Source organism: Serratia sp. TSA_198.1 (genome assembly GCF_052686505.1).
The window spans coordinates 308316-332741 of record NZ_JBQZFP010000001.1 but is presented as its reverse complement, the minus strand read 5'-3'; the positions used below and the strand labels follow the sequence as shown (position 1 = coordinate 332741).

The 24426-nt window shown below is 55.3% G+C and carries 30 protein-coding genes; 8 read left to right on the top strand and 22 right to left on the bottom strand.

Going from position 1 to position 24426, the window contains the following annotated elements; all coding sequences use genetic code 11:
* Positions 1 to 196 precede the first annotated feature (196 nt).
* Positions 197 to 1195 (bottom strand): MBL fold metallo-hydrolase, encoded by a 999-nt coding sequence (locus tag ACUTSW_RS01560; protein WP_445583509.1) that lies wholly within the window; start codon positions 1193 to 1195, stop codon positions 197 to 199.
* A 222-nt stretch (positions 1196 to 1417) separates the two neighbouring features.
* Here ACUTSW_RS01560 and ACUTSW_RS01555 point away from each other — a divergent pair, with 222 nt between their 5' ends.
* On the top strand, positions 1418 to 1708 hold the full coding sequence (locus ACUTSW_RS01555) for a hypothetical protein (protein ID WP_197930851.1): 291 nt from the start codon (positions 1418 to 1420) through the stop codon (positions 1706 to 1708).
* 39 nt (positions 1709 to 1747) lie between these two features.
* Here ACUTSW_RS01555 and ACUTSW_RS01550 read toward each other — a convergent pair whose 3' ends face one another.
* The 3 genes from ACUTSW_RS01550 to ACUTSW_RS01540 all read right to left on the bottom strand — a co-directional run bounded on the left by ACUTSW_RS01550 (position 1748) and on the right by ACUTSW_RS01540 (position 3909).
* Positions 1748 to 3115, bottom strand: coding sequence for an amino acid permease (locus tag ACUTSW_RS01550; protein ID WP_062871106.1), 1368 nt, complete (start codon positions 3113 to 3115; stop codon positions 1748 to 1750).
* Positions 3116 to 3290: 175 nt separating this feature from the next.
* Positions 3291 to 3527 (bottom strand): DUF4060 family protein, encoded by a 237-nt coding sequence (locus ACUTSW_RS01545; protein ID WP_004945669.1) that lies wholly within the window; start codon positions 3525 to 3527, stop codon positions 3291 to 3293.
* 67 nt (positions 3528 to 3594) lie between these two features.
* Entirely contained in the window at positions 3595 to 3909 is a 315-nt protein-coding gene (locus tag ACUTSW_RS01540; RefSeq protein ID WP_006325943.1) for a phage protein NinX family protein, read from the bottom strand.
* Between the two features lie 169 nt (positions 3910 to 4078).
* Between ACUTSW_RS01540 and fos the strand changes: the two genes are divergently transcribed.
* Positions 4079 to 4486 (top strand): fosfomycin resistance glutathione transferase, encoded by a 408-nt coding sequence (gene fos / locus ACUTSW_RS01535; protein WP_241922148.1) that lies wholly within the window; start codon positions 4079 to 4081, stop codon positions 4484 to 4486.
* Between the two features lie 50 nt (positions 4487 to 4536).
* On the opposite strand, the gene ACUTSW_RS01530 is transcribed toward fos, so the two are convergent.
* Together ACUTSW_RS01530 and ACUTSW_RS01525 are read right to left on the bottom strand one after the other, a co-directional pair.
* A complete protein-coding gene (locus tag ACUTSW_RS01530) occupies positions 4537 to 4809 on the bottom strand; it encodes a YebO family protein (RefSeq protein WP_004945679.1) in 273 nt (90 codons plus the stop codon).
* 99 nt (positions 4810 to 4908) lie between these two features.
* On the bottom strand, positions 4909 to 5052 hold the full coding sequence (locus ACUTSW_RS01525; RefSeq protein ID WP_006325944.1) for a PhoP/PhoQ regulator MgrB: 144 nt from the start codon (positions 5050 to 5052) through the stop codon (positions 4909 to 4911).
* Between the two features lie 178 nt (positions 5053 to 5230).
* Here ACUTSW_RS01525 and ACUTSW_RS01520 point away from each other — a divergent pair, with 178 nt between their 5' ends.
* Positions 5231 to 5464 carry a YobH family protein gene (locus tag ACUTSW_RS01520; protein ID WP_445583508.1) on the top strand — a complete coding sequence of 78 codons (234 nt, stop codon included), beginning with the start codon at positions 5231 to 5233 and terminating at the stop codon, positions 5462 to 5464.
* A 40-nt stretch (positions 5465 to 5504) separates the two neighbouring features.
* Here the strand turns inward: ACUTSW_RS01520 and ACUTSW_RS01515 are convergent, their stop codons facing one another.
* Positions 5505 to 5744, bottom strand: a complete 240-nt coding sequence (locus ACUTSW_RS01515) for a DUF2766 family protein (RefSeq protein ID WP_004945684.1) — start codon at positions 5742 to 5744, stop codon at positions 5505 to 5507.
* 201 nt (positions 5745 to 5945) lie between these two features.
* On the opposite strand from ACUTSW_RS01515, the gene ACUTSW_RS01510 reads away from it, so the two are divergent.
* Complete coding sequence (locus ACUTSW_RS01510; protein ID WP_004945687.1) at positions 5946 to 6158, top strand: YccJ family protein; 213 nt, start codon at positions 5946 to 5948, stop codon at positions 6156 to 6158.
* A gap of 513 nt (positions 6159 to 6671) precedes the next feature.
* Entirely contained in the window at positions 6672 to 7058 is a 387-nt protein-coding gene (locus tag ACUTSW_RS01505; RefSeq protein ID WP_013813378.1) for a helix-turn-helix domain-containing protein, read from the top strand.
* A gap of 28 nt (positions 7059 to 7086) precedes the next feature.
* Here the strand turns inward: ACUTSW_RS01505 and ACUTSW_RS01500 are convergent, their stop codons facing one another.
* From ACUTSW_RS01500 to lysM, 5 genes are all read right to left on the bottom strand, one after another.
* Positions 7087 to 7440, bottom strand: a complete 354-nt coding sequence (locus ACUTSW_RS01500; protein ID WP_004945694.1) for a DUF1304 domain-containing protein — start codon at positions 7438 to 7440, stop codon at positions 7087 to 7089.
* Positions 7441 to 7868: 428 nt separating this feature from the next.
* Positions 7869 to 8810: a pirin family protein gene (locus tag ACUTSW_RS01495; RefSeq protein WP_445583507.1), complete on the bottom strand. Its 942-nt coding sequence runs from the start codon at positions 8808 to 8810 to the stop codon at positions 7869 to 7871.
* A 96-nt stretch (positions 8811 to 8906) separates the two neighbouring features.
* Entirely contained in the window at positions 8907 to 9071 is a 165-nt protein-coding gene (locus tag ACUTSW_RS01490) for a hypothetical protein (protein ID WP_169800866.1), read from the bottom strand.
* Positions 9072 to 9094: 23 nt separating this feature from the next.
* Positions 9095 to 9235, bottom strand: a complete 141-nt coding sequence (locus ACUTSW_RS01485) for a hypothetical protein (protein WP_004945701.1) — start codon at positions 9233 to 9235, stop codon at positions 9095 to 9097.
* Between the two features lie 287 nt (positions 9236 to 9522).
* Entirely contained in the window at positions 9523 to 9969 is a 447-nt protein-coding gene (gene lysM / locus ACUTSW_RS01480; RefSeq protein WP_062871108.1) for a peptidoglycan-binding protein LysM, read from the bottom strand.
* 229 nt (positions 9970 to 10198) lie between these two features.
* Here lysM and ACUTSW_RS01475 point away from each other — a divergent pair, with 229 nt between their 5' ends.
* Together ACUTSW_RS01475 and ACUTSW_RS01470 are read left to right on the top strand one after the other, a co-directional pair.
* Positions 10199 to 10390, top strand: a complete 192-nt coding sequence (locus ACUTSW_RS01475) for a YdfD/YebW family protein (protein WP_006325949.1) — start codon at positions 10199 to 10201, stop codon at positions 10388 to 10390.
* 130 nt (positions 10391 to 10520) lie between these two features.
* Complete coding sequence (locus tag ACUTSW_RS01470) at positions 10521 to 10745, top strand: biofilm development regulator YmgB/AriR family protein (RefSeq protein ID WP_062871109.1); 225 nt, start codon at positions 10521 to 10523, stop codon at positions 10743 to 10745.
* A gap of 82 nt (positions 10746 to 10827) precedes the next feature.
* On the opposite strand, the gene ACUTSW_RS01465 is transcribed toward ACUTSW_RS01470, so the two are convergent.
* From ACUTSW_RS01465 to ACUTSW_RS01440, 6 genes are all read right to left on the bottom strand, one after another.
* A complete protein-coding gene (locus ACUTSW_RS01465; RefSeq protein WP_062871110.1) occupies positions 10828 to 11910 on the bottom strand; it encodes a porin in 1083 nt (360 codons plus the stop codon).
* Between the two features lie 651 nt (positions 11911 to 12561).
* Positions 12562 to 13545, bottom strand: coding sequence for a succinylglutamate desuccinylase (gene astE / locus ACUTSW_RS01460; protein WP_004945711.1), 984 nt, complete (start codon positions 13543 to 13545; stop codon positions 12562 to 12564).
* 11 nt (positions 13546 to 13556) lie between these two features.
* Positions 13557 to 14897 carry an N-succinylarginine dihydrolase gene (gene astB, locus ACUTSW_RS01455; RefSeq protein WP_445583506.1) on the bottom strand — a complete coding sequence of 447 codons (1341 nt, stop codon included), beginning with the start codon at positions 14895 to 14897 and terminating at the stop codon, positions 13557 to 13559.
* 240 nt (positions 14898 to 15137) lie between these two features.
* On the bottom strand, positions 15138 to 16622 hold the full coding sequence (gene astD, locus ACUTSW_RS01450) for a succinylglutamate-semialdehyde dehydrogenase (RefSeq protein ID WP_445583505.1): 1485 nt from the start codon (positions 16620 to 16622) through the stop codon (positions 15138 to 15140).
* The gene (gene astA / locus ACUTSW_RS01445; RefSeq protein ID WP_434460424.1) at positions 16622 to 17656 is read right to left on the bottom strand and encodes an arginine N-succinyltransferase; all 1035 of its coding nucleotides are present in this window, start codon (positions 17654 to 17656) and stop codon (positions 16622 to 16624) included. The genes astD and astA overlap by 1 nt, the downstream gene beginning before the upstream one ends.
* A 52-nt stretch (positions 17657 to 17708) precedes the next feature.
* On the bottom strand, positions 17709 to 18923 hold the full coding sequence (locus ACUTSW_RS01440) for an aspartate aminotransferase family protein (protein ID WP_063202703.1): 1215 nt from the start codon (positions 18921 to 18923) through the stop codon (positions 17709 to 17711).
* Positions 18924 to 19583: 660 nt separating this feature from the next.
* Here ACUTSW_RS01440 and ACUTSW_RS01435 point away from each other — a divergent pair.
* The gene (locus tag ACUTSW_RS01435) at positions 19584 to 20558 is read left to right on the top strand and encodes an alpha/beta hydrolase (protein ID WP_241922144.1); all 975 of its coding nucleotides are present in this window, start codon (positions 19584 to 19586) and stop codon (positions 20556 to 20558) included.
* Here ACUTSW_RS01435 and ACUTSW_RS01430 read toward each other — a convergent pair.
* Genes ACUTSW_RS01430 through ACUTSW_RS01415 form a run of 4 tightly spaced genes read right to left on the bottom strand, consistent with a single transcriptional unit; the run spans position 20555 to position 24405 of the window.
* Positions 20555 to 21523, bottom strand: a complete 969-nt coding sequence (locus ACUTSW_RS01430; RefSeq protein WP_041417596.1) for an ABC transporter ATP-binding protein — start codon at positions 21521 to 21523, stop codon at positions 20555 to 20557. The two genes, ACUTSW_RS01435 and ACUTSW_RS01430, sit on opposite strands and share 4 nt — an antisense overlap.
* Complete coding sequence (locus ACUTSW_RS01425; protein ID WP_062871115.1) at positions 21513 to 22499, bottom strand: ABC transporter ATP-binding protein; 987 nt, start codon at positions 22497 to 22499, stop codon at positions 21513 to 21515. The genes ACUTSW_RS01430 and ACUTSW_RS01425 overlap by 11 nt, the downstream gene beginning before the upstream one ends.
* Positions 22496 to 23446, bottom strand: coding sequence for an oligopeptide ABC transporter permease (gene opp4C / locus ACUTSW_RS01420; protein ID WP_006325976.1), 951 nt, complete (start codon positions 23444 to 23446; stop codon positions 22496 to 22498). Before opp4C ends, ACUTSW_RS01425 begins: the two co-directional genes overlap by 4 nt.
* A gap of 2 nt (positions 23447 to 23448) precedes the next feature.
* Complete coding sequence (locus ACUTSW_RS01415; protein ID WP_006321561.1) at positions 23449 to 24405, bottom strand: ABC transporter permease; 957 nt, start codon at positions 24403 to 24405, stop codon at positions 23449 to 23451.
* Between the last annotated feature and the right edge of the window lie 21 nt (positions 24406 to 24426).

The following is a 24426-nucleotide window of genomic DNA, read 5'->3' as shown; positions in this document are numbered from 1 at the left end:
TTACTCTGCCGACAAAACCCACTCTCGGGTCTAATTATTTTGTCTTTTTGCGCACCTCACTATTCGCACTCACTCATCAGACCCGGCACCTGATAACGCCCTCCGCCGTTCCCCCGTACAACGGCAGCCCGCAACCGGGCGGCCTTGCAGGCGGTTCAATCCGAAAAACCGTCCTTCACGGGACGAAGGTTAACCATTAAGAGTTAGAATCAAGCGCAATGCGCTCGCCAATTTTGATTGGCAAGAACTGATGCCGCTCTATTCCGGCGGAACTCAACGCCAGATTTAATTGCTGTGGCGGTTCATCCAGCGACTCATCGGCCAATTCAAAAACACCCCAATGAATCGGAATAACCCGCGGCGAATTTAATTGCTGATACAGCGTCACCGACTGCTGCGGATCCATATGTTGTTCCTGCATGAACCAACGCGGTGCATAAGCGCCTATCGGCAACGCCGCCACGTCAAATGGCCCCAGGCGCACGCCGATATCCGCCAGCCGCTCCGAATAACCGCTGTCGCCAGAAAAATAGAAACGCAGCGACGGATGATGAATAACCCAGCCGCACCACAAAGAGCGGTTGCGATCCCACAGGGTACGCATGCTCCAGTGACGCGCCGGCGTACAGTGGAACCTTAACTCGCCCAATGACAGGCTGTCCCACCAGTCCAATTCCTCCACACGCTTGAGGCGATAACGCCGGAACCAGCTTTTTAACCCCAGAGGCACGATAAAGGTCGCGTTGGGAAAACGTCGCGCCAATTGGCGCACGGTCCGCCGATCAAGGTGGTCATAATGGTTGTGAGAAATCAACACCACATCCACCGCCGGTAATTGTTGCACCGTCAATGGCGGCGGCGTTTTACGTTTAGGGCCGTAGAAACTCAGCGGAGATGCGCGTTGCGAAAGCACCGGGTCGATCAGGATATAGCGGCCATCCAGACGCAGCAGCATCGAAGCGTGCCCCAGCCACCAGATGCCGTCATCGCTGCCGCTGAGGTCGGCAGGCTGCCACCAGCGCTGGGTAAACTGCTGATACCCCAACTGCGGCGGTTTGGGCAACCCTTGCTGCTTGCGCTCATTTTGCCAGCGTCTCAGATCCCCTTCCTGACGCTGAGTCGGTTCCGGATTGCGAAACCCCTCGGGGGTGTGGTGAGCTTTCGCGGCATCATAGTAACGATTGATTCTCTTCAAATTGCTCTCCCGACCACTGCGGACACCCTGCACGGGCAGATTAGATAACATAACAAGATAGTCGATTGGCGTGCTTTGTGAACCGTGCTCACCTCGGGGGGGACCTTTTCGGATATTGTGTTGTCACAGTCCCTATGAGCATGCCAGGGCCATAAAGAGCCTGTTAAGCATCTCTTAAGATCTTTATGATTTACTTATAGGACATTCAGAAAAGGAGAAGTTATGAGCCGTTCTACATCACGCAAATCACGTGTTCGTCTGGGCCGTATCCGTAGCGCGATGCGGCAACAGAGGCAATATTGGAAAATGTACGCAGCGATGAAGCTCCGCCGGGTGAGAGTGCCGGCACCGCTGGTGCTGTTGTTTGGCGCGCTGGTGAGTTTTTTCATGTTGGGCGTGCTGATGCTTAGCGTGGTCGCTATCGATATCGTTACCACCCTGTTCCTGCTGTGCAGGAAGCTGTTGGGGCTGGGCCGCGGCAATCAGGGCACTGCCTTTATGCCACGTAGCTAGAGCCTGAATCGGAGGCGCACAAGGCGCCTCCGTTATAGATTAACGCCGCACTTTGGCGCCTTTACGGCGCGTCAGCATAAAACCAACCCACAGCAGCAGGATCCATACCGGCATCAGCAGTACGGAGATGCGGATCCCCTCGCTGAAATACATGATCACCAGAATCAGACTGAGAAACGCCAGGCACAGGTAGTTGCCAAACGGATACCACAACGCCTTGAAGCTCGGGATCACCCCCTGACGGTTTTTCGCCGCACGGAACTTCAGGTGCGCCAGGCAAATCATCACCCAGTTAATCACCAGCGTAGACACCACCAGCGCCATCAACAGCTCAAACGCCTTGCCGGGCATCACGTAGTTGATCAGCACGCCGACAGAAGTCACCAACGCCGACAGCGCAATGGACAGCACAGGTACGCCGCGCTTATTCACCCGGGTCAACACCTTCGGCGCATTCCCCTGCGTCGCCAAGCCAAACAGCATGCGGCTGTTGGCATAGACCCCGCTGTTATACACCGACAGCGCCGCCGTCAGCACCACCACGTTAAGGAGGGTCGCCACCAGGTTGCTGTTCAGCGCGTGGAAAATCATCACAAACGGACTGCCGCCTTCCACCACCTTGTCCCATGGGTAGAGAGAAAGCAGTACGGTCAGTGAGCCGATATAAAAAATCAGGATACGGTACACCACCTGGTTGGTGGCTTTCGGAATGCTGCGGCGCGGATCGGCGGCTTCCGCAGCCGTGATGCCGACCATCTCCAGCCCACCGAATGAAAACATGATCACCGCCATCGCCATGACCAGCCCTTCTATGCCGTGCGGCATAAAGCCCCCCTGCTCCCACAGGTTGCCGAAGCTGGCTTGCGGGCCGCCATTTCCGCTGACCAACAGCCAGGCGCCGAAGACAATCATGCCGACAATCGCCACCACCTTGATGATGGCGAACCAGAACTCCGTTTCACCATACAGGCGCACGTTGACCAGGTTGATCAGATTAATCAGCACAAAAAATACCGCAGCGGAAACCCAGGTCGGGATGTCCGGCCACCAATACTGAATATAAATCCCTACGGCGGTTAACTCGGCCATGCCGACCAGAATGAACATGGCCCAATAGTTCCAGCCGGAAAGGAAACCGGCGAAATCGCCCCAGTATTTATAGGCAAAGTGGCTGAATGAGCCGGCGACCGGCTCTTCAACCACCATTTCACCCAGTTGGCGCATAATCAGAAAAGCGATAACGCCACCGATTGCGTAGCCCAGCAGCACGGAAGGACCGGCCATTTTAATGGTCTGTGCAATGCCGAGAAACAAACCGGTGCCAATGGCGCCCCCAAGGGCGATGAGTTGTATATGTCTGTTTTTTAAACCGCGTTTTAGCGGAGTATCCTGTTGCTGACCGCCCATCTTATCCTCATATGGCGTTGAATCCCGTCGTTTTCGCACAAGATTTCGCCAATCAATAAATGTATCTGCGGGCGGCTTTTTAACACTTAACCCCGGGAGCATCAAGGAGAAGCACCCCGGCAACAGGGACCAGGATGCTATTTTATGCAAAGAATGGCGCAGGAATGGCTGGGATTCAGCCTGGCAGGCCGCACAGTTTGGTCAGATTGCGTGCGCCAATCATCAGCGTCGCGACATAGGACTGGCGACGCGTAACCACTTCCACTGCCACGCGATCGTTTTGATATTTTATCAGGTAGGTTGAGGGCCAGCCCTGTCGGCGCTGCCCAAAGCTTTCGGCATGACGATCGATTGCCGCATGGGCAATCACCAGATGAGACAAGTTTTTATCACCTTTAATAATGCGCTTCATAAACAGGCTCCGCCAGAGACAGTTCTGTTGTCATAAAAAGGGAAAAATCATCAGTATTTCTGGTGGTTCAACGGGCCATCTCGGTAGTTTGCTGGCTCAGCAGGAAACAGATCATCGCGGCGCGCAATGGGCTGTTGCTGTCTGCCTGCCACTCACCGCGCTGGGTGATCATACGGGCCTGCCACAGCGGGTTATCGCTTTGGCCGTCAGCATTCAAACTGATTTTATTGGCGCAGATAATCGGCCAGGCATCGGAGGGGTTCTTGCAATAATCTTTACCTTTCACGCCGCCGTAAGGATACCATTTTTCCGGGTTTTCTCCGGTGATCAACGCAATGCTGCGGTTCACCTCGGCGTCGCTTTCTTCATACCATTTAATCATCGGCTTCATCCATCTTTCGTAAGGTTGGCGCTACATTACGATGCCAATACGACAGATTTATGACAAAGCGACGGCTTTCATATTATCCATACTAATGTTTTTTGCTCTTTATATTCTCCATTCGGATGATTACACTTTTTACCTGTTTCATTGCCCGGAAATTATCGCCATGTTGAGCGGCCTTAACCACCTGACGCTCGCGGTACGTGACGTCAACCGCAGTTTCGATTTCTACACCCGTCTGTTGGGATTCATCCCGCATGCGCGCTGGCAAAATGGCGCCTACCTGTCCCTTGGCGAACTGTGGTTGTGTCTGTCATGGGACAGTTCGCGTGCGACGGACACGCCGGGAGACTATACCCATTATGCGTTCAGCGTGACGGAGGAAAATTTTGCACCCGCCGCATTACGGCTACGCCAGGCAGGAGTAAAAGAGTGGAAAAGCAACCGCAGCGAGGGGGAATCACTGTATTTTCTCGATCCCGACGGGCATCAGTTAGAAATTCACAGCGGCGATCTGGCCAGTCGTCTGGCAGCATGCCGTGCTCAACCTTATCAGGGGATGGAGTTTTTCTGAGGAAGGCGGGTGGCACAAAGTGCGTGAAGCGCCACCCGACAGGCAGCTGATTAACGTTCGGGGATGAATCCCTTGAAATCCAGCGCCGGGCTGAGATCGTCATCGTCCGCCACGCTGTCGCCGCGGGCGCTTTGCGCCAGGCTCTTCAGTAACGCCGTTTGTTGGCGCTGCTGCTCGGCTATTTCCTGCAACAGGCGAATCTGTTCATTGGCACGCACGCTGGCGCGGTTCACCAGGAACCAGCCCCATAATCCCACCAGCAGCGCCAGCGCTGCGATGGCCAGCGAAACCAGGCTATTTGGACCAAAACCTAAATCGTACATGGACAACCCTATCTACTGCTAAAATCAGGCGGACATCTTAGCACTCCGGGGATGGGCACGAACATCTCCGCGGAAAATTGTTGCGCACCACCGCGCACCTCACCAGGGAACAAAGCGAGTGATTGAACAAATTCCCAACGCAAACCTCTCCCCCTCATCGCAATAACTGTCCAGTGCCAGCAGATAAAAAAACAGACAGGCAGCCAGAGCCGCAATTATCACGAGGATTTTTTTTCGCAACAAATTTTAGCAGCCTCATTGTTATCTTGGTAATTGGTTACTCAGCCTATCACGGCCAACTTAAACGAAGTTTAACCGGTCGTTTAGAAATCTCACCTGGGTTTATTTTTCAGAATGTTACCGTTGCGCCCTGCTCTGGCTCGTGGCTATATCGCTACGACAGTCAATAACAGGAGTCACAATGGGTAAGCTGATTAAGTGGATCGCGGTGCTGGCGGTGCTGTATGGCGTATTTCTGTTTTCGGGGTACGGGGTGCTTATCGGCAGCAATCAAAACGTCGGTGGGCTGGGGTTGCAGTGTAAATACCTGACGGCGCGGAATGTGGTGATAGCGCAGTATCTGCACGGTGACAACGGCGTGATTGGCATTGCCGACTGCCCGCTGTTCAAAAAGATCGAAACGGTGGTGGATTGATCACCACCGTCCGAAACCGCCGTCAAACGGCGGTTTCCCATCAATTACGCGTGAATTTCATCTCAATCAAAGCAATCGCTTTTTCGATAGCCCGCCGCGTCACCGGATCGGCGCCGGCAGGATGGGTGGAAAAATCGATGCTTTTCAACTGACTTGCCATTTTGTCCCGCACCTCGGTCGGTGCGATAACGTCAATGACATCCAGAATTTGTTTGATGACCAGTTGGCAGGCGACCAGATCGGATGCCAATTCCTGATCGTTGCTCAGCATGTCGGACATAGTGACTTTCCTTCTTAGTTCAGACGCCGCACAGAATACCATGCCACCTGCCGCTTTTCCGCCCCCCACGCCGTTTGCCGCTGAATTTTCAGCGTTAATGCGCATTGGTCAGCAAAACGCCCTGCCGAATTGGCCTATACTTGGGGCTTGAGCGTTGCGCTTGGCGGCGCATTGCAAATCCTAACCTGACGGGAGAACGTGATGGCAAACCACAATGTGAAATCCTGGGCGACAGTGCGCGAAACTTCGGTTGAAATTGCCGAGGCGATTTTTGAGCTGGCGAAGAACGACGAGATATTGGCGCAAAAAATCTGGGAGGAAGGCAGTGACGAAGCCTTGGAAATGGCCTTCGCCAAAACCAGTGCCGATCAGCTGTACTGGGGCGAAGAAACCGTAGAGCGCAAAAACGTCTGATCGGACGTTATCAACAAAAAGCCCGGATGAACGATACCCTGTGCATTTCAGGTTGCAGCCAAAACGCGCTGACGCGAAACACGACGGGTATGACCATCCAGGCTTTTTCGGTAGTCTGTCACATCCCACAGCGGGCTATATTGTGGCCTGATCTCACGGCTCTTCACCTCCCACACCTTCCGCATTATTCATTCTCATTACCGGTGTCACCATAAAAGCGGCAACGCCCACGATTACAACCAGAGTAATAATCACTGTCATTAACATGCGATCACCCCATCAACGCTGAGTTGTTACGGCTGACTCTGTCTAGGCGGTTTATTTCCTGCGGCCTGAACCACTTTAGTATCAGCGGTAACGGGCAATCTCAGATTAGCCGCTTTTCCTTCCGGCTGACAAGCCACCTGATGATGGTTTTTCCGAATAATTTCGCCCTGGAGCGGGTGGGCTTTTTGTCCGGGGCGGCAAGTTGTGTATACTTCACCGCTATGTAGATCTCACACAGACGCACTGATGATACAAGAACATCACCTCTCATTAGTCTGCGCCCTCAGTAAATGGGTCGAAACTCACCTAGGTAGAGTGATCCATCTCGAAGAGTTGGCCGAGTACTCCGGCTACTCCCTGTGGCACATGCAGAAGCTGTTCAAAGAAGCGACCGGGATTTCGCTGGGCAAGTATATCCGCGAGCGCCGCCTGGCCGGTGCGGTTTATCAATTGCGCAGCAGTGACGCTACCATTTTTGACATTGCACTGGATTTTGGTTTTGGCTCGCAGTCACATTTTACTTATATGTTCAGAAAACGGTTCAACATCACGCCTTATGATTTCCGCCAGGATTTAAGCGTGGATTTGCACATCGCCCCGCCGTTGCACGTCATCCATCAAAAAACCGCCTGACCGCTCTCCCGCCGTACCCGCCGGCGGGCTAATGGGCCCAAATCACCACCAAAATGGCAATCAACGCAGGGAGGGCCTGGACCTTAAGAATTTTACGGCTCGCCGTCAGGCCGCCGAAGATGCCCGCCACCAGCACGCAGCCGAGGAAAAACAGTTGCACCGTCGGGTCAGCACGCCAGACTCCCCATGCCAGCCCGGCAGCCAGGAAACCGTTATACAACCCCTGGTTAGCGGCCAGCACCCGCGTTGCAGCCGCAAATTCCGCCGTAGTGGCGAACACGCGTCTGCCGGTCGGCGTCTGCCAAAGGAACATTTCCAGGATCAGGATATACAGATGAATCGCGGCTATTAATATCACGATAACATTAGAAAGAATTACCATTGTATTTTTAAAGGTTAATTAAGAATCAGGTTTAATAAGTATAACCGCATTCGGAAAATTGCGAATAATCAGACATAAAAAAACCCGCCGCAGCGGGTCTATTACCTAATTACTCAGTGTTAGCTTAGCACAACAACCAGCATAGCTGCGATAGAGATCCAAAAAGCCGCCGTTGCAATAACAACATGGGATAATCTTGCACGATAGAGTACTTGGCTCATAATGACCTCACAGGCTTCTGACTAGCGGTTAGATAACAACACTTCTTGAAAGATATCTTAATCCACTGCTCCGACCAATTATTTGCGCCAGATCACTATTTACCAGATAAACTATATTCGATCTAAAACATGGACTTTCGATCACATTAATTCAGCGTTGATAGAAAGAAATGAATAAGATCGCCTCATCGTTATAGCCAGAGAGCATCAAACCTCGCTCCAGGGCAGGCGTGGCGCGGTCATACGCGGCCCGCTATAACCACTCACATCCGGAAAACGGCTATTCCCCTGCTCCCAGTCATGCTGCGCCTGGGTAATATCTTGCTTACTGTGGCCGACAAAGTTCCACCAAATGAGAATCTCTTCGTTTAATGGCACCCCGCCGATTAATAATGCCCGACTGCCCTTCTTGGCATTTAACCCGATTTGGTTAAGATTCATGCCTAAATAGGCGAACTCATCAGGTGAAAATTTTTCATCATTAACCTCAATTGCACCAACAAGGGGCAAAAAACCTATTTCATAGTCTTCCCGCAAAGGTAAGGGTAAATAGCCGTCGCTCTGCCACGCCAAATCAATGGCGATTAATGGCGAAAATGTAAACACCGGAGAACGGTATTGCTCAAACTCGCCCACCAACAAAGTATGCCTAACCCCATTTTTTTCCCAGGACGGCAAGTCGGGATAATGATCGAAGCGCGGCGCCATATCGGCATCGCCGGCTGGGAGAGCAATCCACAGCTGTGCAGCATGTAAACGCCGATCTTCCCCCGTTGACTGTTCGGTATGGGCGATACCGCGCCCTGCCGTCATCAGATTGACCTGGCCCGGACGAATCACCTGCTCGCTACCCAGGCTGTCGCGATGCAGCACCTCTCCTTCAATCATCCAGGTAAAGGTTTGCAAGCCAATATGCGGGTGCGGCCCCACGTCCATGCCTTTAGAGGAGCCGCTGAAGACCGAAGGCCCGGCATGGTCGAGAAAGCACCAGGCGCCCACGGTACGGCGTTCGCGGGTAGGTAAGGCGCGATTGATCGGGATACCGCCGACTTCGGCATTGCGTGCGGTAATGCGTTGTATTTGACGCACACCCTCGACCACGGGACAGTCACGGGAAGAAGAAGAATGGGTTGGGCGGGAGTTGCTCATGGTAACGCCTCCAGAACGGCACACAGGTTGAATTGATGGCAAAGCCAGCTTATCACACAGCCGGCGGCCTCGATGCAACCTGGGGGACGGAGAGCGTCAGGACGTCTTGATATAGCAGCCTTTTACATCAACTTCGTCACGTGCATGCTTCAAATCGGAGAAATACGTCACACCAAAGAGTATCGATACGACCAACAACACGGAAACCAGCAGGCCGATAACAGCCAGCAGTTTGGTTTCATCGTGGAGATTATGCTCCATTTTATCTCCTGTACAGAACGACATCATGTCAGCCACAGGGTGACTGACAGCGTAAAGATGATCAGGGAGCAGGACGCGATCGCCAGCACAATGATGGCAAACTGCGCATCTCCCAGAGTTTCACGGTAGTTTTTGTCTTGTGAGGCATTACGTTGTTCTTTCACAAAATCTATCTTAACTCATCACGCGTAAACGCTACTGTTATGGGATGGTCGATAAAAACTCGCTACTGCGGTTTTCTTAGATTCTGCGTCAACGCCATTCAGACCTCAATAGTGGCAAGACGCTATCAACTTTCCTCGCCAGGGTCAACATCCCCGGGAGCAGAGGCGGCGGCGAGTATAAAACATTCACAACTTTTATTAAAATCAAAAAATAATCAGTAAAACTGATAGGACCTGCGATAAAAAAAGCCCGATATCACATCGGGCTCCTGGATATCTTATCTTCTTTACTGCGGAATGCGCAGAACCTGTCCTGGATAAATTTTGTCCGGGCTGGATAGCATGGGTTTGTTCGCTTCGAAGATCTTGTTGTACAGATTGGCGTTGCCGTACACTTCTTTCGACACTGCGCTCAGCGTGTCGCCCTTCTTCACGGTATAGAAACGGCTCTCGGCTTCAGATTGTGCAACAGACACCTTGTCTTCCACACCGCTGATACCCGCCACGTTACCGATCGCCACCAGGATTTTTTCTTTCAGTTCCTGGCTGACGGCGTCCCCGGTCACCACGGCTTTGCCATCCACCACCTGCACGTCGACCTTATCGGTACCCGGCAGGCCTATTTTATCCAGGTGCTCCTTCAGTTTGGCGCTTTGGTCTTCGGCAGTCGCATTGCCGGTCACTGTGTCCCACAGTTTTTCGCCAGCTTCTTTGACGAAGTTAAACAATCCCATATTCACTCCTTTCGATGGTTACAATGTTGCGTTCACTTAAGGCTTGTTAAGCTTAGCACTGCAAAACGGATATTCAATTGCTCCTGCGGCATTCAGCCGCTGGAGTAATCCGAAAGTGCACCCTTTTGTTGCCAATCCATCGCTTTGCATCGATTTTCGCGCTGAAAGACACCCCGTTTTTACCTACAATAAAGGTATGGAGAGATTTGGGTAGAGGACGCAAGACGTTATGTACGCACTGGTGATGTTTGTATGTTATCTGGATGGCGGCTGCGCCGATATCGTGGTTGACGTGCTGCGCAATGAACCCCAGTGTCTGGTCGTCATGAAGGAACAAAATCTGCGCCACGCCGGGTGTTTTCCGGTGGAGGATTTTATCGATGGTTTCTGGCTACCTGCCAGTGAATATGCGCCGTTGTAGAGCGGCCGTCCATTTTTCCACTATTTACCTCTGAGGAATTTCTGAATTCATCGGAAAAGAGGTATGTCTACGATATTTTATACCGCCACTTTGCTAAATTGCCTCACCCGAACGATATGGAGACGGCGTCATGCCCGTATCTGCTCTCTCAGACGAACATTATGAAACCCTGTTACGCGATGTCAGCCTGGTACTCGGTGGCGCGGTGATCCAACTGATCAATCTCAACAAGAAAGTGTCCGGCAATAATATTCTGGCCCATTTGGTCGCCGAGATTGAACATGAGAAAAATCAGCAGCGCTTTGAAACCCTGCGCTCCGCTATTGAAGTCGTGGGCCTGGCAGCCAAAGGATAGCGTCCCAAATAAAGAAGGCAGAGCTTGCGCCCTGCCTTTTGACCGTTATCCCGACACAGGATGAAGGTAATAGCGTTGAAACTTAGAAACGATAAGTCAGGTTGACCGCAACGATATCGTCTGTGCTCAGTTTCAGCTTGTTGTCGTCATTCAGCTGGTTGATTTTGTAATCAACATAGGTGTACATGTTTTTGTTGAAGTAGTAAGTCGCGCCCACTTCCACGTATTTCACCAGATCGACATCGCCAAGCCCTTCGATATCCTTACCTTTGGACTGCACGTAAGCCAGAGAAGGACGCAGACCGTTTTCGAACTGGTATTGAGCGACCATTTCGAAGTTCTGAGTTTTGTTGGCGAAGCCAGACACGCCGTTACCGCTGATTGGCGTCATGTTGCGGGTTTCCGCATACATTGCCGCCAGATAAACCTGATTGGCGTCGTATTTAACCGCAGTGGTCCAGGCCGTCGCGCTGTCGCCTTTGCCGTACTGCAGTTTCTTTTGATCGCTGGTGCGGTTCGAGTCAGAGAATGCCGCCGCCACACCGATACCTGAGCCGCCGATATCCTGGTAATCCAATGACAGACCGTAGCCGTCACCGTTCTGCTTGGTCACGCTGCGACTGTCGCCGTCGTTTTTGCCCTGGTACTGTACTGCCAGGTTCAGGCCTTCCACCAGACCGAAGAAGTCACGGTTACGGTAAGTCGCCAAGCCGTTGGAACGCGCGGTCATGTAGTTGTCGGTGTAGCTGTAAGAATCGCCGCCGAATTCCGGCAGCATGTCGGTGTAGGCTTCCGCGTCGTACACCACGCCGTAGTTACGGCCGTAGTCGAATGAACCGTAGTTGGCGAACTTCAGACCGGCAAAGCCCAGACGGGTTTTGGTGCCCGTAGTGCCCTGCGCTTCGTCGTGGTTGGCCTGGACGTTATATTCCCACTGGCCGTAACCGGTCAGTTGGTCATTGATTTGCGTTTCGCCTTTGAAACCCAGACGGACATAAGTCTTGTCGCCATCTTCAGATTTATCATCGCTGAAAACATGTTTGGCGGAAACGCGACCGTACAGGTCAAGTTTATTGCCATCCTTATTATAAATTTCAGCCGCGTTGGCAAAGGAGGTGATTGCCGCAAGGGCAACAGCTAAGGCTAATACACTGCGATTCATCATTTATTTTCCTAGATATTATAATTAAAAACCTGCCCATCACGCCCAATTTATGATTTGGGCTGTGATCTTTATCATTTAGTATTTTATGAGCGCCCCTAATCAGGGGCCATGTGACATTAGCATCATGAATCCAAACTTCAAAAGAAAAAGTTCATAAAATACCGTGGGTAAAGCATGTTTATTTGTAACTTAATATTACAGAACAGACCAGCATCAAATCATTGATTCATATTGATATTTGACACATAACTTATAACCAAATTGGTGCATTGCACCAATTTAGTGCAAATCACTTTCTTTTTGCCTACTTTCTAAACGATACGTAAATAACATGAAACTTAGCGTGGTTACTAATAACGTTACTTATTTCACATTTTTATCTGAACAAAGTCGCTGCGTTGATTTAGACCATTAACCGAGTTTTAATCAGATCTTTTACAGGTTCTCATAGTCAATACGATTCAAACCGTCAAAATAGTAATACCGGGGGAAATTAAATTTAAGAAATGGCGACAGTGAATAGCGGATATATAAAGAGAAGGGAATGAACAAATACTACAGAATAATACACCACATTAACTCCAGGTTGCAGCTGACAACGCTACAACCTGGCGCACACCGCAAATGAAAACCGCCAACATGGCTGACAGATTAATACAGCGTGCTACGCGGCACCTCTGTCAGCACCATACCGGCACGCAGCCCAAGCGCAACGCCAGGATTGGGGAACAAAATCCACTCGCTGGCATGTTGAACCCGGTACTCTTCACCCGGTTGCTCGCACAATAAAGTGCCCTGCTTAAGCTCGGTAAAATTGGCGGTATCGTCGCTAAGGTGCAGCCTGAAAGCCTCACTGCGCTTAATCAACGACTGTTCTACGCGGAATAGGCGCAGCGCTTCACCCAGCCGAGAAGGTAAAGGTTCAGCGCTCACCACCCCCTGCAACGCACGGTTAATGGCCGCAAACTGTAGCAGATCGTTGCTGCCGAAGGGTTTCGCCTTGCCCAGCTCCAACGTACAACTTGCGGCGTCGGCGTGCTCGCTGGAAAAATGACTAAAGGTGCCACCGGGCGCACTGTGGATCACCAGCGCGTCAAGATCGGCGGCATCCAGCACCCCCAGCATCTCCGCACTGTAAGGCCGCGTCTGGAAGGGCAGAATGCCAAAACGCGGCAGCCGCGATTCACGTATCGCCGTGTGCAGATCATAATGGAAACGCGCGGCCTCTTCCCCGTCGAAAAACGCCGTTATCACCTGCTCCAGTTGCTGCGCCCGCGCGGTTTCACCACTGTGGTTAAACTCGCGATAGCGGCCGCCGAACATGCGGTTCATGTCACTGTGCAGATAACGTTTACCTGCACGTATCGCCGCCGGGTTACCCAGCACCACCAGCAGCCGCACCGCCAGCGGCCTTTCGCCCGCCAGCAGCGCATTGACCAATTGGTTCAGCAGTTCAATCGGTGCCGTTTCATTACCGTGTATTCCGGCGGAAAGCACCACCGCCTGCCGGTAAGCCTGGTGCGGGGTGATTTCCAACAGGCCTTCCCCCAGCCAGCGCCAGTGCACATTCAGGTTATCACCCTGTTGGTTGGCCGGGGCTTGCCCCGCCAGCGTCAGGGCCAACAAATCAAACATGGCAGCTCCGTCTATTGTTGGAAAGGATAAACCGACCCCAGCCCGAGGATAGACGTCAACGCGTCCAGCGCATCGCGCCCCTCGCGCAGCAACTGCGGGTCGGCCAAATCGTTTTGCGTCAGCCGATCGCGATAATAGCGATCGACCCACTCATTGAGCGTAACGAACAGCGTATCGTTCATCATCGCGCGCGGATTCACCGCCCGCAGTTCCTGTTCATTCAGCGCCACACGCAATCTCAGGCACGCCGGCCCGCCGCCGTTACGCATGCTCTCACGCAGATCGAATACCTTGATTTCATCGATCGGCCCGCCGCCGGCCACCATCTCGCTCAGATAGCGCCACACGCCGCCATGCTGACGCGACTCTTCCGGCACCACAATCATCATCTTGCCGTCAGGTTTGGTTAGAATCTGACTGTTGAACAGATAGGTCGATACCGCATCCGCCACTGAGACCTGCGCCGTCGGCACCTCAATCGCCGTCAGTTCGCTGTCCAGCGTCGCCATCTTGCGGCGCACCTCGTCCAGCGCTTGCTGCTGCTGATGAAACGCCTGCTGATGATGGAACAGCACGTTCTGGTTACTGACCGCAATCACGTCGTTATGAAACACGCCCTGGTCGATCACCGCCGGGTTTTGCTGCACAAACACGGTGTGCTGCTCATCCAATTGATGCAGCCGGGCAATCGCCTCGCCGGCCTCACGCGTCTGGCGTGCCGGGTAACGCGTCGGTGCGGTTTCGCCGCCAAACTCCTGGCGGCCATAAACAAACATCTGCACGCTGCGTTTGCCATAGTCGCCACCCAGCCGATTGTGGTTGGCCGCGCCTTCGTCACCAAACAGCGCCACCTGCGGCAGGGCTTCGTGGTGGGTGAAATGACGTTCATCGTTGAAAATCGCGCGCAGCACGCCGGAGGTGGTCTCGGCCTCAATCGCACGATGGAATTTATTGTTCAGGTTGGCGGCGGTGAAATGCACCTTGCCATCTTTGCTGTCCGCCGAAGGCGAAACCGTGGCCGCATTGGCGGTCCACATACAGGAGGCCGAACTGAGCGCCGACAACAAACGTGGCGACTGACGCATCGCCTGCGCCAACACGGCCTCATCGCTGCCGCTGAAACCCAGTTTGCGCAGCATCGGCACATGCGGCCTCTCCTGCGGTGGCAAAACCCCCTGCTGGAAGCCGAGATCGGCCAGCGCCTTCATCTTCAGCAAACCCTGTTTGGCCGCCAGTTTCGGGTTGGACACGCTGTTTTGGTGCTGCGTAGAGGCTTCATTACCAAACGATAATCCGGCGTAATGATGGGTCAGGCCCACCAGACCATCAAAATTGACTTCATATCCTGCCATGCTGTTCTCCCGGACCGAGCAGGCTCGGCCCTATTCAAAAAACATACCCCGTGAATTTCAAGTTGGCCGATTTAGCGCGTCCATGCGCTCGCGGCATTTGTACATTCCTGTACAGCACAACCAGGCGCTCAGCTAAATAGCGGCGTCTGGCTGTGGGGCGTCATACCGAGCGCCGAGCTCCCTGAGGGTTGTTGCACTCAACGGTCGGCTAACCTGTAATGACCCCCACCGGCCTCAAATTTAGGGTGTATCGGTATTAAACGACAGCCCTGGCGACAGACTTGCCGGCAGAGTCAAACTTTCGCTTTCCAGCGACGCCATTGGCCAAGCGCAGTAATCCGCCGCGTAATAGGCGCTTGGGCGGTGGTTGCCCGAGGCCCCCACGCCGCCGAACGGCGCGGCACTGGAGGCACCGGTCAAGGGTTTGTTCCAGTTGACGATACCGGCGCGCGCTTCCAACAGCAGTTGGTCAAACCGCTCACGCTGCGGCGACACCAGACCGACAGACAGGCCATAGCGCGTCTGGTTGGCGATGCGTAACGCCTCGTCAAAGTCGTTATAGCGAATGACGGTGGTCAGCGGGCCGAAATATTCTTCATCCGGCACGTCCCGTACGCCGGTCACATCGATAATGCCGGGGCTGAGCAGCGCACTGCCGCTTTCCAGCCGCTGCATGGTCAGCAAGGCTTTGCCACCCAAAGACAACAAATGATGCTGCGCCGCCAGCATTTTTTCCGCCGCCGCAGAGGAGATCACCCCGCCCATGAACGGCTGCGGTTCGGCGTCCCAGCGACCGACGCGCAGAGCGCCCGCCACCTGAACCAAACGCTCGATAAAGGCATCGCCTTCGCTGCCGCGTTTCACCAGAATGCGGCGCGAACAGGTGCAACGTTGGCCGGCGGAGATAAACGCCGACTGAATCGCCAGATTGACTGCCGCATCGCGATCGTCGATCTGATCGACAATCAGCGCATTATTGCCACCCATTTCAAGCGCCAGCATCTTTTCAGGCTGCCCCGCCAACTGGCGATGCAGGTGATAGCCGGTGCCTGCGCTGCCGGTAAACAGCAGACCGTCGATATCCGCGCTGGCGGCCAGCGCCTCGCCGGTTTCACGTCCGCCCTGCACCAGGTTGATCACCCCGTTTGGCAAACCGGCCTGCTGCCATAGCTTCAGCGTTTCCTCGGCGGTCAGCGGCGTCAGCTCGCTGGGTTTAAATACCACCGTATTTCCCGCCAGCAAGGCAGGCACAATGTGGCCGTTAGGCAAATGGCCCGGGAAGTTGTAAGGCCCGAAGACCGCCAGCACGCCATGCGGCCGGTGGCGCAGCACCGAAGCGCCGTCTGCCATCGCGGTTTCACTGATGCCGGTGCGCGCCTGGTAAGCCTGCAGGGAAATCGCCACTTTGCCGGTCATCGCCTGCACTTCGGTCAACGTTTCCCAGCGCGGTTTGCTGGTTTCACGGCTGATCACCGCCGCCAAATCCTGTTTATGCGCTTCCAGCAGGGCAGCAAAACGCTTTACCAACTGCTCACGCTGTTCAAACGGGGTACGGGCCCAGGCCGGGAACGCGGCGCGAGCAGCCTCGCAAGCGGCGGCGACATCACTGCCATCGGCGGCATTGGCCTGCCACAGCGTCTGGTTGTCGACCGGATCGGTTTTGCCGAATTCAGCGCCCCGGCCCTGTTGCCAGGCGCCGTTAATAAACAGTGCAGGATGTGACATTAGGCTTTCTCCTTTGAAATGAGGGGGATGACCCGCACTAGGCTACCTTGCTCAACGCCCAGCGCCGCAGCGGTTTCCGCATTGAGATGCAGACGCTCGTCATACAGATCGGCATTGACCAGCAGTGCGCGGTAGGACTGATAATGATCGTTGGCCACCAGAAGAGCCGGCGCATCGGCGCGCATTGGCGTCTCGTCCAGCACCACTTTCACCGTGCGGCTCTCTTTGACCGCACGGATATGGTCGATTTCCGCTTCCAGCGTCGGGCCGCCGTCGAAGATATCGACATAGCCCTGATAGCGCAGACCTTCAGACTCCAGCACCCGGCGGGCAGGAACGGTCTGTGGGTGCACCTGGCCAATCACCTTTTGCGCATCCTCAGCCAGGAAATCGACATACAGCGGGTGTTTCGGCATCAGTTCGGCGATAAACGCCTTCTGTCCGGTACCGCTCAGGTAGTCCGCCTTGGCGAACTCGATGGAAAAGAAATGGTTTCCGACGCTCTCCCAGAACGGCGAACGGCCCTCTTCATCGGAGAAACCGCGCATTTCGGCAATCAGCCGCGCGGAAAAACGCTCACGGAAAGCGGCGATAAACAGGAAACGCACCTTCGACAACAGCTTGCCGTTTTCGCCGTGACGGTAGTCCGGATCGAGGAACAGCGTACACAGCTCGGAATGGCCGGTGTGATCGTTGCTGAGAAACAGCGTCGGCACCGATTTATAGACGTTCAACTGTTTGGACGCGTGCACCTGGGTACCGACGCGAAAGCTGTACCAGGGTTCAGTCAACCCAACGGCCACTTCAATCGCGCAAACCCCTACCGCCTGCCGGCGCTCGCTGTCCTCCAGCACAAACAGATAGCACTGCTCGCCACGCGGAAGTTCGCCTTGCCAGGTTTTTAACGCCCGCTCAATGCGCGCCGACAACGTATCTTCATCTTGCGGCAGGGAAGTGAGACCGATGCCGGATTTACCGGCAAGCGTCAGTAAATCAGCCAAATCGCGACGCTCTATAGGGCGAATAATCATCATAATGCGAACCTCGTCAGAATCAGGCTGCGCCGGTTAAGGCGCAGCCTGTGTATTAGCTGCAAATCCGCGCCACGGCACGCGCGAATCGCGCCAGCCCCTCTTTCACATCCTGCTCTGGAATGATCAGTGAAGGGGTGAAGCGCACCACATCCGGGCCGGCGATCAGTGCAATCACGCCCTCTTCGTTGGCCAACTGGGTGATCTGTTTTGCCTTGCCGGCATAATCCTTATTCAACTGGCAGCCAATCAGCAAGCCGCCGCCGCGAATTTCAGAGAAAATCGGGTATTGCCGGTTAATTTCGTTCAAGCCGTCGATAAACCACTGGTGGCGCTGCTTCACGCCTTCCAGCACCTCTGGCGTGTTGATGATGGAAAACACCGCGCCCGCCACCGCCGTCGCCAGCGGGTTGCCGCCGTAGGTGGTGCCGTGGGTACCTACGCCCAGGGTTTTGGCCAATGCGTCGGTGGTCAGCATGGCGCCAATCGGGAAGCCACCGCCCAGCGCTTTAGCGGTGGTCAGCACGTCCGGCACGACACCGTATTGCATGTACGCGTACAGATACCCTGTGCGACCCACGCCGGTTTGCACTTCATCGAAAATCAGCAACGCATCGTGGCGATCGCACAGCTCACGCAGGCCCTGCAGGAAAGCGGCATCGGCCGGCAGCACGCCACCTTCTCCCTGAATCGGCTCCACAATCACCGCGCAGGTCTGGTCGTTGATCAGCTCAGCCGCGGCAGCCAGATCGTTAAACGCCGTGTGGCTGATACCGCCCGGCAGCGGCGCAAAATCTTTTGAATACTTCGGCTGGCCGCCGGCAGACACGGTGAACAGCGTCCGGCCGTGGAAAGCGTTATTGAACGCCACAATCTGGTTCTTGCCGGCGTTGCCGTTGTCCAACGCACGTTTACGCGCCAGCTTCAGCGCCGCTTCGTTGGCTTCCGCCCCGGAGTTGCAGAAAAACACTTTTTCGGCAAAGGTGGCGTCAATCAGCTGTTTCGCCAACAGCAGTACCGGTTCGTTGGTATAGCCGTTGCCCAGATGCCACAGTTTCCCCGCCTGCTCCACCAGCGCCGCCTTCACCGCCGGATGCGCATGCCCCAACGCATTAACCGCGATGCCGCCGGCAAAATCGATGTAAGACTTACCCTGCTGGTCCCAGACCTGTGACCCCTCCCCCCGAACCAGAATAAAATCAGCGGGGGCATAAACCGGGACCATCCAGTCGTCGAAAGACTGGCGGGTAACTGCGATTGGCTGTTCCATAATGACCTCATAACCTCAGCAAAGGCTGAATTTTGACTGTAAGGGCCGTTCCTGCCCGGATATTCCGCAACAAAACAAAAAAACCGCACCGTTGATTCCGCTTTTCGCCCGGTGATAACTCTGCCATCTACCGGCTATTCAGAAACAAATCTGTTACATAAAATCGGTTTTCCACTATTTATGCCGCGTATCCGGTCTCTGAACGGGGAATAAATGTTAACGAGCAGTTAAAATACATGCCGTTTGATAAAGAGTGTAGAGCAGCTATCGTGCCAAAACGGGATTTTTGGCGAATATCGCGTTTTTTTTCGTTAAAACAACGGCTTACAATGCATACTTATTCAATAATTATGCATTGCTAATGAATAATTGGAAAAATAAGGCTAAAAATCATCATTGGCCGCGAAATCCTATTCAATTGCAAAAAACTTCAATATTTCTGATCGCGCTCGCAAAAATAATTTGGCCCGATTTGCGCCCGATCACACTTTCGCCCCATTAGAGTGCAGCGAATGCACCAGAGACGAGCAACCCCGCGTCAGTTAAGGCTCTGCCGGGCCATGCTCCTGTCCGCCGGCGGTTCATCCACACGCCAGATCACCTATTTGTTAACCAGCAACTACACTGTGATTTCGACCACCCCGCACTTGAGGAGCCATGATGTCTAAAAAAACTGTTGATCCCACCCAACCGGCAGCGCAAAAGGATATTCGCGTATTCCTGGATGCGTTAAATGCCGGCGGCGGCAAACCGATGGAACAGATGAAGCCGAAAGAGGCGCGTAAAGTGCTGGAGGGGGCGCAAAGCAGCGTTGAGGTGCCGCTGTACGAAGTCGAAATCAGCGAGAAGACCATCCACGTTGAGGGGCAGGATATCCTGCTGCATCTGGTGCGACCGGCCAAAGTAAAAGAAGCGTTGCCGGTATTCATGTTCTTCCACGGCGGCGGCTGGGTGCTGGGCGACTTCCCGACTCATGAACGGCTGGTGCGCGATTTGGTGCACAGTTCCGGTGCCGCGGCGGTGTTCGTCAATTACACCCCTTCACCGGAAGCGCATTATCCCACCGCCATCAACCAGGCCTATGCCGCCACAGAATGGGTGGCCGAATACGGCGAAAAAATCAACGTCGACGGTTCCCGGTTGGCGGTCGTCGGCAACAGCGTAGGCGGCAATATGGCGGCGGTGGTCAGCCTGATGGCCAAGGAAAAAGGCACGCCGGCGCTGCGCAGCCAGATTCTTCTGTGGCCCGTGACCCATGCCAGCTTTGATACCGACTCCTATCACCAGTACGCCGAAGGCCACTTCCTGACGCGCAACATGATGAAATGGTTCTGGGACAACTACACGACCGACAAGGCACAGCGCAAAGAGATTTACGCTTCACCGCTCAATGCCACGCTGGAACAGCTGAAAGGCTTACCGCCGGCGTTGGTGCAGACTGCAGAGCTGGACGTGTTGCGCGACGAAGGCGAAGCCTATGCTCGCCTGCTTAACGCCGCCGGAGTAGAAGTCACTTCCACTCGCTATAACGGGCTGATCCACGATTATGGCTTGCTGAATCCGATAGCCCACGTCCCGGCGGTGCACTCGGCCATCCACCAGGCCGGGCGCGCGCTGAAACACTATCTGGCCTAATCGGCATAATGGCACGCCACACGGTGCCCTGCAGCCAGGGTACGTAACGCGGGGGCCTGTTGCCGACACTGAGCGGTAGCCTGCGGGCAACGGGGATGAAAACGGCAGCCGTGCGGCGGTTGAGCCGGGTTGGGCAACTCCCCCCTGGCCATCGCCTGCGGCTGCCGCAGTGGATCCAGGCTGGGCACCGCCGCCAGTAACGCCTGGGTGTAAGGATGCCGCGGTTGGCGAAACAGGCTGTCGCGATCGGCGCTCTCGACAATCTGACCGAGATACATCACCGCCACGTCCTGACACAGGTGTTCTACCACCCCAAGATCGTGCGAAATAAACAGGAAGGTTACGCCCTGCTGCTCCTGGAGATCGGAAAACAGGTTGATGATCTGCGCCTGAATCGAGACGTCGAGCGCCGAAATAGGCTCATCGGCGACGATAAACTCGGGCTGTAAGATCACCGCACGCGCAATGCCGATGCGTTGCCGCTGACCGCCGGAGAACTCATGCGGGAAACGCCCATAGTGCTGCGCCGACAGCCCGCAAATTTCCATCGTGTCGATCACCCGATCGCGCAGTTCATTTTTCCCCACCAACCCATGTTGCAGCAGGGCTTCGCCAATCGCATCGCCAACGCGCATTCTCGGATTCAGCGAACTGTAGGGATCCTGAAACACCAGTTGCATCTTCGGACGCAGGGCGCGCAGTTGGCGTGGGCTGAGCGCATCCAGCGCCTGCCCGTTAAACGACACTTCACCGGCGGTTTTATCATGCAGCCCCAGCAACGTGCGGCCAACGGTGGTTTTACCGCTGCCGGATTCGCCCACCAAACCGAAAATGGTGCCCTTGCGAATGGCGAAACTGACGTCATCCACCGCCCGCAATTGCCCGGTCGTTTGGCCGAACAGGCCATCGCGCAGCGGGAAATATTTCTTCAGCCCCTTCACTTCAACCAGTAATTCAGCCGACATGAATACGCCCTCCCGCGTTCAGAAAGCAGGCGGACTGACGTTGCGCATGGCCATACAGCGGCGGAATGCCGTCACGACAGCGTGCACTCGCCTGCGAGCAACGATCGGCAAAAGCGCAATGGTCGGGCAAACGGGCCAGATCGGGCACCTGACCGGGGATCGAATACAATCGGCGCCGCCGCTGTCCGGCCACCGGCCGCGAAGCCATCAGCCCCTGGGTGTACGGATGCTGCGGGTTAGCCAGCACCTCTCGGGTGGCCCCCTGCTCGACAATGCGCCCGGCGTACATCACCACCAGCCGGTCTGCCATCTGAGCGATGACCCCGAGATCGTGGGTGATCAGCATCATCGCCATATTGTGCCTTTGCGCCTGTTCACGCAGCAACGCCAGGATTTGCGCCTGCACAGTGACGTCGAGCGCCGTGGTCGGCTCGTCGGCAATCAGCAACGCCGGGCGGCAACTGATGGCCATGGCGATCATGATGCGTTGCAGCATGCCGCCGGAAAGCTGGTGCGGGTAGCTGGCCATCAGCTGTTCTGCACGCGCCAATCCCACCTCCGTAATCAACGCCGTCGCTTCCCGCCAGGCGGCCTTCGGCGCCGCCCCTCGGTGGCGGATAAGCGGCTCCACCAGTTGCTCGCCAATGGTCAACACCGGGTTCAACGCGCTCATCGGTTCCTGGAAGATCATCGCCAGCCGGTTGCCGCGCAAATCGGCCATCTGCTGCGGACGCAGTTTCAACAAATCCTGGCCGTCAAAATGAATCTCACCGCCGTCGATCTGTGCCAGCGGCTGCGGCAACAACCCCATCATCGCCAGGGCGGTGACGCTTTTGCCACAACCGGACTCGCCAACCACGCCCAGCGTCTGCCCGGCGTGCAGTTCGAAACTCACCTGCTGCACCGCCCGCACCCGGCCTTGCTCGCCGTTGAAGGCCACCGACAGTTGATTAAAGGCTACCAGCGGTTGGCTCATCGTCTTACCCCGTTCATTTTCGGATCGAGCGCGTCCCGCAGGCCGTCGCCCAGAATGTTAATCGCCACTACGGTGATAAAAATCGCCAGGCCCGGCGGCATCCACAGCCAGGGGCGACGCTGAAAATCGATCAGGCTGTTGGCGGCATCCATCATGTTGCCCCAAGACGGCGTCGGCGGTACCACACCCAGCCCCAGATAGCTGAGCGCCGATTCGCTGAGAATGGCGTTGGCCACCCCCATGGTCGCCACCACGACCAGGATCGGGATGGTATTCGGCAGCAGATGGCCGAAAATACGTCGCCGCGTGGACAGCCCCAGCACTTCGGTCGCCAGCATGAAATCACGCTCGCGCAGCGACAGGATTTGGCCGCGCACCAGCCGCGCCAGTGAAGGCCAGCCCAACAGGCTGAGCATGATCATCACCATGTAGATACGGTAATCCGGCGAGACGTCCAGCTCGGACAACATCGCTCCCATAATGATCAGCAGCGGCAGGCTGGGGATAGTCATCAACAGATCGGCAAAACGCATGATCAGCTTGTCCACGATGCCGCCCAAATAGCCGGATAACGCCCCCAACAGGTAGCCGAGCGTTACCGACAGCAGCATCGACACCAGGCCGATGGTCAACGAGATGCGCCCCGCCAGCAGCAGGCGGGTGTAAATATCGCGGCCGAGAAAATCCGTACCCAACCAGTGCGCGGCATTGGGGGCCTGGTTAATGTTCAACGCGTCGCCGGCGTCATCCTGCCACGGCGACAGCATCGGCCCCAAAATGCACAGCACGGCCAGGATCAGCAACAACAACAGCGAGGCCATCGCCAGCCGGTGGCGCCGCAGCCGTTGCCAGGCCTGTGCGGCCGGCGGTGGCGACAACTGCGCCAGCGCCGGAAGTTGCGCCTGCCGCCAGCGGCGACGGCGACCAAAAAACAGCGTTGCCAACATGTTTACCTCAAACGAATTCGTGGGTCGGCATAGGCGTACAGAATGTCCGCCAGCAGGTTGCCCAAAATGGTCAGCACCGCCAGAAACAGCGTAAAGCCCATCAGTACCGGATAGTCGCGCGCGGCCAGCGAGTCGATGTGAATATGCCCCGCCCCCGGCCAGTTGAAGATCTTTTCGGTGATCAGCGCGCCGGAAAACAGCGCCGGCAGCTCAAACCCCAACAGCGTGATGATCGGCAACAGCGCATTGCGCAGCGCATGTTTAACGATCACCGTTTTTTCTTTAAGTCCCTTGGCGCGCGCGGTGCGGATATAGTCCATGCGGATAACGTCCAGCATGCTGGCGCGGAAATAGCGCGTCAGGGTGCCGGCCTGCAACATCACCAGCGCCAATACCGGCAACAGCAGGTGCGCCGCCACTTCCAATACCCACGCCAGTCCAGTGGCCTCACTGCCGGTGCGCAGCATGCCGCCCGCCGGCAACCAATGCAGATCGACGGCGAACCATTTAATCAACAGCAGGCAGAGGAAAAAGGTCGGAAATGACATGGCACCGAACACCGCGACGGTGACCAGATGATCGAACAGCGAATAGGGTTTCATCGCCGAAGCCACGCCCACCGCCAGCGCGATGCCCCAGTACAGCACCAGGGCTACCGAAGCCAGCAGGAACGAGTTCCAGATGTACTGGTTCAACAGCGTGCTGACCGGAATTTGGTATTGCAGCGAAAAGCCGAGGTTGCCTTGCAGCAACTGGCCGAGCCAGTGCCAATAGCGGATGAGCAGCGGCTGGTCCAGCCCATACAACGCCCGCAGTTCGGCGGCGCGCTGCGGCGTCAGGTTGATGTTGCCGTCAATAAAGTCGCCGGGGGTCAGCGCGAAGATAAAAAAGATCAGGAGTGATGCCAGCAGCATCATCGGAATGGTTTGCAGCAGGCGGCGCAGGATAAAATTTCTCATGGTGTTTTCCCTCGCCGCCGC